The sequence below is a fragment of the Kitasatospora sp. GAS204B genome (assembly GCF_029892155.1).
GTDB lineage: Bacteria > Actinomycetota > Actinomycetes > Streptomycetales > Streptomycetaceae > Kitasatospora.
The window spans coordinates 80,072-93,426 of record NZ_JARZAG010000005.1 but is presented as its reverse complement, the minus strand read 5'-3'; the positions used below and the strand labels follow the sequence as shown (position 1 = coordinate 93,426).

Below are 13,355 nucleotides of genomic sequence, written 5' to 3'. Positions count from 1 at the left end.
GGACTGACACCCCGGCGGGCCCCCGCAAGCTCGATCGCCCCCTTTGGACCGGAGCACCGTCCCGGTCCAAGGGGGGCGATCGTGTGTCGGGGGGCACGCCTCGTTGGAGTCGGCTGCGTTGCGGGCGCCTCGCCGGCCCCGGACCGCGAAAAGGCTTCGGCCCCGCGACCGTTGTGCCGGTCCCGGGGCCGAAGCCGTTGCCGCGCTTCCGTCTCAGGTGAACCCACGCAGGCTGGGCCAGAACTGCGTTCAGTCCAGTGCCCGCTTTCGGAAGCCGCGGATGCCGAGCAGCCCGAACAGCAGGCAGGCGCCGACCAGGGCGGTCGCGTCGATCCAGAGCGGGATCGAGTGCTGGACGGCGTGCGGGATCAGCACGGCCCGCATCCCCTCGCTGACGTAGGTCAGCGGGTTGAGCGCGCAGAGCACCTGGAACGGCCGGACGGCGGCGAGGCCGAACCACGGGAACTGGGTGGCGCCGGTGAACATCAGCGGCGTCAGCACCACCGTGATGATGATGCTGATGTGCCGGGAGTCGACCGCCGTGCCGATGGTCATCCCCACCGTGGCGCCGGCCAGCGAGCCGAGCGCGAGGATACCGGCGATCGGCAGCGCGCTGGAGAGCGGCCAGTGCACGTGGTTGAGCAGCAGGAAGCCGAGCGGGATCATCACGGCGGCGCCGATCATGCCGCGGATCGCCCCGAACAGCAGCTTCTCCAGGGCGACCAGGGCGAGCGGGATCGGGGAGAGCAGCCGGTCCTCGATCTCCTTGGTGAAGGAGAAGTCCACGATGAGCGGGAAGGCCGTGTTCTGCAGGGCCACCAGGAAGCTGCTGAGCGCCACCACGCCGGGCAGCAGCACCTGCTGGAAACCCTCGCCGGTGAAGCCGATGGTGGTCAGCACCTTGCCGAAGACGAACAGGATGAAGAACGGCTCGATGATCACCTGGGCCAGGAACGGCACCAGTTCGCGGCCGGTGACGAAGATGTCCCGCCAGAGGATGTAGCAGAACGCCCAGGCCGCTGAGCCGCCCTTGCGGGGCTTCGCCCGCTCGGCACCGCCGTGCAGGGGCATGGTGGGGGTGGTGGTGCTCAACGGAGTTCTCTCCCGGTCAGTTCGATGAAGACGTCCTCCAGGGTCAGTTCGCCGAGGGACACGTCGTCCAGGTCGCAGTGCAGCTCGGCGAAGACGCCGACGACGGCGGGCAGCGCCGTGGTCGGGCGACCGGTGGTGTAGATCCGCAGCCGGCTGGTGCCGGGCTGGACGTCGCCCTCCTCGTCGGGGGCGACCCGCTCGACCGGCTCGACCCGCTCGACCCCGGCGGTCTTCTCCAGGGCCCGGACCACGTCGTTGAGTTCCGCAGAACCGGCCTCGGCCGCCTCGGGGGTGCGCAGCGTGACCGTCAGGGTGCCGGTGCCGGGCAGCGACTCGGTCAGCGCCGCCGGGGAGTCGAGCGCCAGCAGCTTGCCGTGGTCGACGATGCCGACCCGGTCGCAGAGCTTGGCGGCCTCCTCCATGTCGTGCGTGGTGATCACCACGGTGATGCCGCCCGCGCTCAGCTCGGCCACCCGCTCGTGGACGAAGAGCCGCGACTGCGGGTCGAGACCGGTCGCCGGCTCGTCCAGGAAGAGCACCCGGGGCCGGTGCATCAGCGCGCGGGCGATCATCACCCGCTGCGCCTGGCCGCCGGAGAGCTCGTCCACCCGGGCCTTGCCGTGGTCGCTGAGGCCGACCCACTCCAGGCTGCTGTCGGCCAGCCGGTTGCGCTCGACCCGGCCCATGCCGTGGTAGCCGGCGTGGAAGACCAGGTTCTGCCGGATGGTCAGGGAACGGTCGAGGTTGTTGCGCTGGGGGACGACGGCGAAGTTCCGGTGCGCGGTGGACGGGTCGGCCGCCACGTCGACCCCGAGGATGGTGACGCTGCCCGAGGTCGGCGCCACCCGGGTGGTCATCATTCCCACCGTGGTCGACTTTCCGGCGCCGTTCGGCCCGAGCAGGCCGAACACCTCGCCGGGCCGGACCCGGAAACTCAGCCCGTCGACCGCAGGACGATCGCGATTACGGTATCTCTTGACCAACTGGTCGACCACGACGGCTGAATCCACGGCCTGTGGTGCGCGTGCTGTATTCATTGATGCCTGCGAATCGAGCGGGACGCGATAACGGCGGCATAGGGGTTACGCGGCGAGGAGTTCACGCGCATCCTGATACGACGTCATGCGCCGGTGGAAAGGGACACGGAACCGTGCGCACCATGTATAGCATGGGGAGAGTTGGCCAGCTCCGCCGCAATCCGGCGCTCTCCGGAACAGGGGGGCTAGGGGGCGGCTAGGGGATGTCTCCCACTGGCGGCCGCTGCTAGCGTGGCGGAGCAGCAATTGTGTTCCGCGAGTCCGCCGGAATCATCGCCCAGCAATGACGCGACCGGGCCGGTGGGGTGCGCGAATACCGATGCCGGAACTGTGCGGGACCCCCGTCGGAAATGGCAGAGGTCCTTCCCGGGCGGCGGGGAGCTGCGGGCGCGCGCTTTCATCACGAATCAATTGGTGGTCGATCAATTGGTGGTCATGCCCGGTCCGCTCGACGGCGTCCTTCGGACGTCGGCGGCGACCGGCAGGACCTTCACGGCCGGTTCAGGGGTGTGACGGACAACGTGGAGAACGAAGAGAAGCTCCTCGACTACCTCAAGCGGGCGACCGCCGACCTGCGTGAGACCCGCCGGCGGCTTCGCGATCTCGAGGAGCAGGAGCCCGAGCCGATCGCGATCGTCGGCATGGCCTGCCGCTATCCGGGCGGCGTGCGCTCTCCCGAGGACCTGTGGCGGCTGGTGGCGACCGGTGCCGACGGCGTGTCGGGCTTTCCCGTCGACCGTGGCTGGGACCTGTACGACGAGGACCCCGAGCAGCCGGCCAGCTCCTACACCCGGGAAGGCGGTTTCCTGCACGAGGCCGCCGAGTTCGACCCCGACTTCTTCAACATCTCGCCGCGCGAGGCGCTGGCGATGGACCCGCAGCAGCGCCTGCTCCTGGAGACCTCTTGGGAGGCCTTCGAGCGGGCCGGCATCGACCCCGAGTCGGCGCGCGGCAGCGCCACCGGTGTCTTCGCGGGCCTGATGTACCACGACTACGCCGCCCGCCTGTTCGACGTCCCCGAGGGCGTCGCGGGCTACCTCGGCAACGGCAACTCGGGCAGCGTGGCCTCGGGCCGGGTGGCCTACGCGCTCGGCCTGGAGGGCCCGGCGGTCACGGTCGACACCGCGTGCTCCTCCTCGCTGGTCGCCCTGCACTGGGCGATCCAGGCCCTGCGCGCGGGCGAGTGCTCGCTGGCACTGGCCGGTGGCGTCACGGTGATGTCCACCCCCAACGCCTTCATCGACTTCAGCCGCCAGCGCGGACTCGCGGCGGACGGCCGTTGCAAGTCCTTCGCGGCGGCGGCCGACGGCACCGGCTGGGGCGAGGGCGCGGGCATGCTGCTGGTCGAGCGGCTCGCCGACGCCCAGCGCAACGGGCACCCCGTGCTCGCCGTGGTGCGCGGCAGCGCGGTCAACCAGGACGGTGCCAGCAGCGGACTGACGGCCCCCAACGGCCCGGCCCAGCAGCGGGTGATCCGCCAGGCGCTGGCCTCGGCACGGCTGACGGCCGGTCAGGTCGACGCGGTGGAGGCACACGGCACCGGCACCCGGCTCGGCGACCCGATCGAGGCGCAGGCGCTGCTCGCCACCTACGGGCAGGACCGGCAACGCCCGCTGCTGCTGGGCTCGTTGAAGTCCAACATCGGCCACACCCAGGCGGCGGCCGGGGTCGGCGGCATCATCAAGATGGTGATGGCGATGCGCCACGGCGTGCTGCCGAAGACGCTGCACGTGGACGAGCCGTCCCCGCACGTGGACTGGTCGGCCGGTGCGGTGGAGCTGCTGACCGAGGCGCGGCCCTGGCCCGAGACCGGGCGGCCGCGCCGCGCGGCGGTCTCCTCGTTCGGCGTGAGCGGGACCAACGCGCACATCATTATCGAGCAGAGCATCATCGAGCAGGACCCGGCGGCCACGGCCGGCGGGCCGGGCCCGCTCGCGCGACCGCTGCCGCTGGTGGTCTCAGGGCGGGACGAGCGGTCGCTGCGCGCCCAGGCGGCGCGGCTGGCGGAGCACTTGGCGGGTGAGGCCGATCTGACGGTCGCCGACCTGGGCTTCTCGCTGGCCACTTCCCGCACGGCCTACAAGCGGCGGGCCGCGCTGCTGGTCCGGGACCGCGCCGAGGCCCTGGCGGCCGTCGAGGCGCTGGCGAACGGCGAGTCGGCTTCGCGCGCGGTGCTGGGGACGGCCGGGTCGGCGGGTCGGACGGCGTTCCTGTTCACCGGTCAGGGCAGCCAGCGGGCTGGGATGGGTGGCGAGCTGTACAGCGCTTTCCGGGTGTTCGCTGCGGCCTATGACGCGGTCTGTGCGGAGTTGGACCGGTGGCTGGAGACGCCGCTGAAGGATGCTTCGGCGTTGATCGACCAGACCGGGTACACGCAGCCGGCGCTCTTCGCGCTTGAGGTGGCGCTGTTCCGGCTGGTGGAGTCGTGGGGTGTCCGCCCGGACTTCCTGGCCGGGCACTCGATCGGTGAGCTGGCGGCCGCGCATGTGGCGGGCGTGCTCTCGCTGGCGGATTCGGCCAAGTTGGTCGCCGCGCGCGGGCGCCTGATGCAGGCGCTGCCGGCCGGTGGCGCGATGGTGGCCGTGCAGGCGACCGAGGACGAGGTGCTGCCGCTGCTGGCGGACCGCACTGACGTCGGTATCGCCGCCGTCAACGGTCCGTCGGCCGTGGTGATTTCGGGCGACGAGCAGGCCGTGCTGGAGGTTGCGGAGCAGCTGGCGGCCGAGGGTCGCAAGACGAAGCGGCTCACGGTCAGCCACGCGTTCCACTCGCCGCTGATGGACCCGATGCTCGCCGAGTTCCGTGCGGTCGCCTCGGAGTTGACCTTCAATGCCCCGCGGATCCCGATCGTCTCGACGCTCGACCAGCAGGCCGATCCGACCTCGCCCGAGTACTGGGTGCGCCACGTCCGCGAGGCCGTCCGCTTCGCCGACGCGGTCGTGACCCTGGAGCGCGAGGGTGTCCGCACCTTCCTGGAGTTGGGCCCGGACGGCACGCTGTCCGCTCTCGCGCAGGAGTGCGTGACCGCCGAGGAAAGCGCCTTCACCCCGGTACTGCGCCGCGACCGCGCCGAGCCGGAGACGTTCAGCAGCGCGCTTGCCCAGCTGCACGTGCGCGGCGTCAAGCTCGACTGGCCGGCGGTCTTCGCGGACACGGCAGCCCGGCGGGTCGACCTGCCGACCTACGCGTTCCAGCGGCAGCGCTACTGGCTGGACACCGGCGACTTCCCCGGCGGCGACGTGACCACGGCCGGCCTCGGCGCGGTCGATCACCCGCTGCTGGGCGCGGTGGTCGCGCTGCCCGACGCGGACGGCCTGCTCTGCTTCGGGCGGTTGTCGCTCGACGCGCAGTCGTGGCTGGCCGACCACACGGTGGCCGGCAGCGTGCTGCTGCCCGGCACCGCGTTCGTGGAGCTGGCGGTGGCGGCCGGCGACCAGGTGGGTTGCGGCCTGCTGGAGGAGCTGACGCTGGAGGCGCCGCTGGCCCTCCCGACCGCAGGTGCGCTCCAACTCTGCCTCGCTGTCGGCGAACCGGACGACGCGGGTCGCCGGACGCTGCAGGTGCACTCCCGCCCGCAGGACGAGACGGCCGGCGCGGCGTGGTCCGACCGTCCGTGGACGCGGCACGCGACCGGTCTGCTGGCCGTGGGTGAGCGGGCGGCGTCGTTCGAGCTGACCCAGTGGCCGCCGGTGGGCGCCGAGGCGGTGCCGGTCGAGGGGCTGTACGACGGCCTCGGGCAGGCCGGTTTGGCCTACGGCCCGCTGTTCCAGGGGCTGCGGGCGGCCTGGCGGCGCGGCGGCGAGCTGTTCGCCGAGGTGGCGCTGCCGGAGCAGGCCCGGGAAGCTGCGGCCGCATTCGGGCTGCACCCGGCGTTGCTGGATGCCGCGCTGCACGCGATCGGTCTGGGCGGGCTGCTGGCGGACTCCGGTCAGGGCCGGCTGCCGTTCGCCTGGTCGGGTGTCTCGCTCTTCGCTGCCGGTGCGGCCGAGTTGCGGGTGCGCCTGTCGGCGGCGGGTGCGGACGCGGTCTCGCTGGCGGTGGCCGACGGCACGGGTGCGCCGGTGGCCCTGGTGGACTCGCTGGTGCTGCGGCCGTTCTCGCCCGAGCAGTTGGCGGGTGACGGCGGCCACCAGGAGGCGCTGTTCCGTCCGGAGTGGACGGGCGTGTCGCTGCCGTCGGCCGGTTCGCTCGGCGTGGTGGCGGTGCTCGGTGACGACGGCTTCGGGTTCGCGGATGCCGTGTGCGTCGACGAGTTGGGTGCGCTGGTCGAGGCGGCGCCCGAGACGATCGTCCTTCCGGTGCTGCCGGGTGCTGCTCTCGACGTGGTCGCGGTCACGCATCAGGCTGTGCACCGCGCGCTGGCGCTGGTTCAGCAGTGGCTGGCCGAGGAGGCGTTCGCCGACTCCCGGCTGGTCGTGGTGACGCGTGGCGCGGTGGCCGTCGCCGGCGAGGAGGTCCGCGACCTGCCGTCGGCCGCCGTCCTGGGTCTGCTGCGCTCGGCGCAGTCGGAGAACCCGGGCCGGATCACGCTGGTCGACCTGGACGAGGAGTCGTCGGGCCTGCTGCCCGCCGCCGTCGAGTCGGGCGAGCCGCAGCTGGCGCTGCGCGCGGGTGCGGCCTTCGCCCCGCGCCTGGCGCGGGTGATGGCGGCTGCCGAGGCGCCGGCGCCGGCGCTGGACCCCGAGGGCACGGTGCTGCTGACCGGTGCCACCGGCACGCTGGGCGCGCTGGTGGCCCGGCACCTGGTCACCGAGTACGGCGCGCGCAACCTGCTGCTCGTCTCGCGTCGCGGTGAAGCGGCCCAGGGCGCTGCGGAGTTGGCCGCCGAGCTGGCGGAGCTGGGAGCGGTCGCGAGGTTCGCCGCCTGCGACGTGGCCGACCGCGAGGCGCTGGCCGCCCTGCTCGGTACCGAGCTTGAGCATCCGCTGACCGCCGTCGTGCACACCGCCGGTGTGCTGGACGACGGCGTGATCTCCTCCCTCACCCCCGAGCGCGTCTCTGCGGTGCTGCGCCCGAAGGTCGACGCGGCCTGGCACCTGCACGAGTTGACGAAGGGTCAGAACCTCGCCGCCTTCCTGCTCTTCTCCTCCGCCGCCGGCGTGTTCGGCGCGGCCGGTCAGGGCAACTACGCTGCGGCGAACGGCTTCCTGGACGCGCTCGCCGAGCACCGTCAGGCCGCCGGGCTGCCGGCCGCCTCGCTGGCCTGGGGCCTGTGGGCCGAAGACGGCGGCATGGCTGGCGAGTTGGCCAGTACCGATGTCGAGCGGATGGCGCGCGGCGGTGTGCTGCCACTCTCCGCCACCGAGGGCCTGGCGCTGCTCGATGCCGCCGCGCGCTCCGGTGAGCCGCTGCTGGTGCCGGTCCGGCTCGACCTGGCCGGCCTGCGGGCGCAGGCCGAGGCGGGCCTGCTGCCGCCGTTGCTGCGCGGCCTGGTCCGGGCGCCGCTGCGTCGCGCCGCCTCCGCTGCCGCCGGCGCCGAGTCCACCGCGCTGGGAGCCCGGCTCGCCGAGCTGTCCGAGGCCGAGCAGGACGCGCTGCTCCTCGACCTGGTCCGGACCCACGCGGCGGCCGTGCTGGGCTACGGCGGGCCGGAAGCGGTCGACCCGACCCGTGCCTTCCGCGAACTGGGCTTCGACTCGCTCAGCGCTCTCGAACTGCGCAACAGCCTCACCGCGGCGAGCGGCCTGCGCCTGCCGGCCACCCTGGTCTTCGACCACCCCAACTCGCAGGTGCTCTCCCGGCACCTGCGGGCCGAACTCCTCGGCACGACCGGTCTCGACCAGCCGGCGGCCGCTGTGGCCCGCCCGACGGCGGCCGACGAGGACCCGATCGCCATCGTCGCGATGAGCTGCCGCTTCCCCGGCGGGGTCAGCACCCCCGAGGAGCTGTGGCAGCTGGTCGCCGACGGGCGGGACGCCATCTCGGGCTTCCCCGAGGACCGCGGCTGGGACATCGAGCGCCTCTACCACCCGGACCCGGAACACCCCGGCACCTCGTACACCCGTGAGGGCGGCTTCCTGCACGACGCCGCCGAGTTCGACCCGACCTTCTTCGGCATCAGCCCGCGCGAGGCGCTGGCCACCGACCCGCAGCAGCGGCTGCTGCTCGAGACCTCCTGGGAGGCCTTCGAGCGGGCCGGTATCGACCCGGCCACGCTACGCGGCAGCAGGACCGGCGTCTTCGTCGGCGTGATGTACCACGACTACGCCACCCGCCTCCAGGACGACCCGGCCGGTGGCGAGGGCTACCTGGGCGGCGGCGACACGGGCAGCATCGCCTCGGGCCGGGTCTCCTACACCTTCGGCCTGGAGGGGCCGGCGGTCACCGTGGACACGGCCTGCTCGTCCTCGTTGGTCGCGCTGCACTGGGCGATCCAGGCGCTGCGCAGCGGCGAGTGCACGATGGCGCTGGCCGGCGGTGTGACCGTGATGGCCACCCCCAACACCTTCGTCGGCTTCAGCCGCCAGCGCGGCCTGTCGGCCGACGGGCGTTGCAAGGCGTTCTCGGACGAGGCGGACGGCACCGGCTGGGGCGAGGGCGCGGGCATGCTGCTCGTGGAGCGGCTCTCGGACGCACGCCGCAACGGGCACCCGATCCTCGCCATCGTGCGCGGATCGGCGGTCAACCAGGACGGCGCTTCGAACGGTCTGACGGCGCCGAACGGCCCGTCCCAGCAGCGGGTGATCCGGCAGGCGCTTTCCAGTGCGGGGTTGACCGCCGATCAGGTCGACGCGGTCGAGGCGCACGGCACGGGAACCACGCTGGGTGACCCGATCGAGGCCCAGGCGCTGCTCGCCACCTACGGCCAGGACCACACCGAGGAGCAGCCGCTCTGGCTCGGCTCGATCAAGTCCAACCTGGGCCACACCCAGGCCGCCGCCGGCGTGGCCGGCGTGATCAAGATGGTCATGGCGATGCGGCACGGAGTGCTGCCGCGCACGCTGCACGTCGGCGAGCCGTCCCGGCACGTGGACTGGACCGCCGGCGCGGTGGAACTGCTCACCGAGACGCGGCCGTGGCCGCAGACCGGGCAGCCACGACGGGCCGCGGTCTCCTCCTTCGGTATCAGCGGCACCAACGCCCACACCGTCATCGAGCAGGCCCCGGACGTCGAGCAGGCCCCGGACGTCGAGCAGCCGTCACTGCTCCCGCTCGTCCTGTCGGGCCGGACACCGCAGGCCCTGCGCGGCCAGGCGGCCCGGTTGCGGGACCACCTCGCCGCCCACCCCGGGCCGGCCATCGCGGACCTCGGCTACTCGCTGGCCACGGCACGCGCCGCCTTCGACCACCGTGCCGCTCTGGTGGCGCACGACCGGGCGGAGCTGCTGCGCGGGCTGGAGCTACTGGCGAGTGACGAGGCGACCGTCAGCGCCGGGGTGGTCAGCGGCGGCCGGACGGCCTTCCTGTTCACCGGCCAGGGCAGCCAGCGCGCCGGGATGGGCGCCGAACTGTCCAGCGCTTTCCCGGTGTTCGCGGCGGCCTACGACGCCGTCTGCGCGGAGCTGGACCAGCACCTGGAGACGCCGCTGAAGGACGCCGGCGCGCTGCTCGACCAGACGGCCTACACCCAGCCCGCGCTCTTCGCGATCGAGGTCGCGCTGTTCCGCCTCGTCGAGTCCTGGGGTATCCGCCCGGACTTCCTGGCCGGCCACTCGATCGGTGAGCTCGCCGCCGCGCACGTCGCGGGCATCCTCTCGCTGGCCGACGCCGCCGAGCTGGTCGCCGCGCGCGGTCGCCTGATGCAGCAACTGCCCACGGGCGGCGCGATGGTGGCCGTCCAGGCCGCCGAGGCCGAGGTGCTGCCGCTGCTCGCCGGGCGCGAGCACGAGCTCGGCATCGCCGCTGTCAACGGGCCCACCTCCGTGGTGATCTCGGGCGCCGAGCAGGCCGTGATCGAGGTCGCCGGGCAGCTGGCGGAGCTCGGCCGCAAGACCAAGCGGCTCACCGTCAGCCACGCCTTCCACTCGCCGCTGATGGACGGCATGCTCGCCGAATTCCGGTCGGTGGCCGAGGAATTGACCTTCCACGCGCCGAAGATCCCGATCGTCTCCACCCTCGACCGGAGCGCGGACCTGACCTCGCCCGAGTACTGGGTGCGGCATGTGCGCGAGGCGGTCCGGTTCTGCGAAGCGGTCCAGGCCCTGGAGAGCGAAGGCGTCCGCACCTTCCTGGAGTTGGGCCCGGACGGCACCCTCACCGCGATGGCGCAGGACTGCCTGACCGACGAGACGGCCGCCCTGCTGACGCCGCTGCTGCGACGCGACCGCCCGGAGACCGAGGCCGCCGCCACCGCCCTGGGCCGGCTGCACGTGCGCGGGGTGCGGGTCGACTGGGCGGCGCTGTATGCCGGGAGCGGGGCGCGGCTCGTCGAACTGCCCACCTATGCCTTCCAGCGCGAGCGCTACTGGCCCAGGCCGCAGGCCGGGTGGCTCGGCGATGTCGCCTCCGCCGGCCTCGGGTCGGCGGATCACCCGCTGCTGGGCGCCTCGTTGGCGCTCGCGGACGCCGACAGTCACGTCTTCACGGCTCGACTCGCACTGGACAGCCACCCGTGGCTGGCCGACCACGCGGTGGCGGGCAGCGTGCTGCTGCCGGGCACGGCGTTCGTGGAGCTGGCGATCCGGGCCGGTGACCAGGTGGGTTGCGGGCTGCTGGAGGAGCTGACGCTGGAGGCGCCGCTGGTGCTGCCGGCCAAGGGCGCGATGCAGGTGCAGCTGACCGTCGGCGCGCCCGACGAGAGTGGCGGGCGCCGGCTGGCGGTCTTCTCGCGCCCGGCGGAGGCCGAGCCGGACCTGCCATGGACCCGGCACGCCACCGGCCAACTGGCCGCAGCCGAGCGGACCGCGTCGTTCGACCTCGCGCAGTGGCCGCCGGCGGGCGCCCAGCCGGAGCCGGTCGAGTCGGTCTATCCCGCCTTCGAGGCGGCCGGGTTCGGCTACGGCCCGACGTTCCAGGGCCTGCGGGCGGCCTGGCGGCGGGACGGCGAGCTGTTCGCCGAGGTGGCGCTGCCGGAGGAACACCGTTCGGAGGCAGGCCTGTTCGGTCTGCACCCCGCGCTGCTGGACGCGACACTGCACGCGCTCGGCCTGGGCGGCCTGCTCGGCGAGGAGAGCCGTGGCCGGCTGCCGTTCGCCTGGTCGGGTGTCTCGCTCTTCGCCGCCGGTGCGGCCGAGTTGCGGGTGCGGATCACCTCGCTCGGCGCGGACTCGGTCTCGCTGGCGGTGGCCGACGGCACCGGCGCGCCGGTGGCCTCGGTGGACTCGCTGGTGCTGCGGGCCTTCTCGCCCGAGCAGTTGGCGGGCGACGGGTCCGGCCGGCACGAGGCGCTGTTCCGCTCCGAGTGGACGGGCGTGGCGCTGCCCGCCACCGGTTCGCTGGGCGTGGTGGCGGTGCTCGGGCAGCACGACCTCGGGCTGCCCGGCGCCGAGTGCTTCGACGACCTGGCGACGCTGAGCGAGCTGCTGCCGGACACGGTCGTGGTGCCGGTTGTGCCGGCTGCCGCCGCCGATCTCGCGGTGGCCACCCACGGGGCGGTCCACCGCGCGCTGGCGCTGCTCCAACAGTGGCTGTCCGACGAGGCGTTCGCCGACTCCCGGCTGGTCCTGGTGACCCGTGGCGCGGTGGCCGTCGCCGGTGTGGACGTCCGCGACCTGGCCGGGGCCGCTGTCTGGGGCCTGGTGCGGTCCGCGCAGGCCGAGAACCCGGGCCGGATCACGCTGGTCGACCTGGACCAGGACGTGGCTTCGACGGCCGCCCTGGCCGCCGCCGTCGACACGGGCGAACCCCAACTGGCGCTGCGCGCCGGTGCGGCGCTCGCCCCGCGCCTGGCAGCCGTGGCCACCGGCGAACCCGAGGTCACCCCGGCGTACGACGCCGACGGCACGGTCCTGGTGACCGGCGCGACTGGCTCGCTCGGCCGCGCGGTGGCCCGGCACCTGGTGGCCCGGCACGGCGTGCGGCACCTGCTGCTGGTCTCGCGTCGTGGTGAAGCGGCCGAGGGCGCGGCGGAGTTGGCCGCCGAGCTGGCGGAGCTGGGTGCGGTCGCCAGGTTCGCCGCCTGCGACGTGGCCGACCGCGAGGCGCTGGCCGCCCTGCTCGGCACCGGACTCGAGCATCCGCTGACCGCCGTCGTGCACACCGCCGGTGTGCTGGACGACGGCGTGATCTCCTCGCTCACCCCGGAGCGGCTCGACACCGTCCTGCGCCCGAAGGTGGACGCGGCCTGGCATCTGCACGAGCTGACGAAGGATCAGAACCTCGCCGCCTTCGTGCTCTTCTCCTCCGCCGCCGGCATCTTCGGCAACGCGGGCCAGGGCAACTACGCCGCCGCCAACGCCTTCCTGGACGCGCTCGCCCAGCACCGCCGGGCCGCCGGGCTGCCGGCCGCCTCGCTGGCCTGGGGCCTGTGGGCCGAGGACGGCGGGGGGATGGGCGGCGAGCTGGACGAGGCCGACGCCCGCCGGCTGAACCGCGGTGTGGCGGCGCTCTCGGTCGAGGAGGGCCTGGCCCTGCTCGACACGGCCGTCGGCCTGCCGGACCCGGTGCTGCTGCCGGCCCGGCTGGACCTGGCCGGACTGCGGGCCCAGGCGGCCGAGGCGGGCGAGGTGCCCGCGCTGTTGCGGGGCCTGATCCGCCAGCCGGCACGGCGCGCGGCCGGCAGCGCGGCCGCCGACCCGGGCACCGCGCTGGTGCGGCAGTTGACCGGTCTGGCCATCGAGGAGCAGGAACGCATCCTGCTGGAGCTGGTGCGCGGGCAGGTCGCCGCGGTGCTCGGCTACTCCGGTGGTGCGGCCGTCCAGCCGGCGGCCAGCTTCCGGGAGTTGGGCTTCGACTCGCTGACCGCCGTCGAGCTGCGCAACCGGCTGAACGCGGTGACCGGCCTGCGGCTGCCGGCCACGCTGGTCTTCGACTACCCGAGCCCGGCCGAGCTGGCCGGGCAACTGCGGGGCGCGCTGCCGCTGGACGAGCAGGCGGCCGGGGACGGCGTCTTCGCCGAGCTGGACCGCCTGGCGCAGGCCCTGGCGGCCACCCCCACCGACGAGGAGACCGGCACCCGGGTCACCCTGCGCCTGCAAGCGCTGCTGGCCCAGTGGCGGGACTACGTCGGTGCGGACCAGCACCCGGCGGAGGACGACACCGACATCGAATCGGCCACCGACGACGAGCTGTTCGACCTGCTCGACGACGAGCTCGAAACCTTCTGACCGGGCTTCCGGGCCCCCAGTA

At 73.6% G+C, this 13,355-nt stretch carries 2 protein-coding genes and 1 pseudogene; 1 reads left to right on the top strand and 2 read right to left on the bottom strand.

Features of this window, described 5'->3' with window-relative positions:
• Window positions 1-249: 249 nt before the first annotated feature.
• Both P3T41_RS08850 and P3T41_RS08845 read right to left on the bottom strand, forming a co-directional pair.
• The gene (locus tag P3T41_RS08850; RefSeq protein ID WP_280689076.1) at window positions 250-1,092 is read right to left on the bottom strand and encodes an ABC transporter permease; all 843 of its coding nucleotides are present in this window, start codon (window positions 1,090-1,092) and stop codon (window positions 250-252) included.
• On the bottom strand, window positions 1,089-2,102 hold the full coding sequence (locus P3T41_RS08845) for an ABC transporter ATP-binding protein (protein ID WP_280689075.1): 1,014 nt from the start codon (window positions 2,100-2,102) through the stop codon (window positions 1,089-1,091). Before P3T41_RS08845 ends, P3T41_RS08850 begins: the two co-directional genes overlap by 4 nt.
• 566 nt (window positions 2,103-2,668) lie before the next feature.
• On the opposite strand from P3T41_RS08845, the pseudogene P3T41_RS08840 reads away from it, so the two are divergent.
• Window positions 2,669-13,333 (top strand): annotated as a pseudogene (locus P3T41_RS08840) (type I polyketide synthase); the annotation flags it as partial.
• Window positions 13,334-13,355 lie beyond the last annotated feature (22 nt).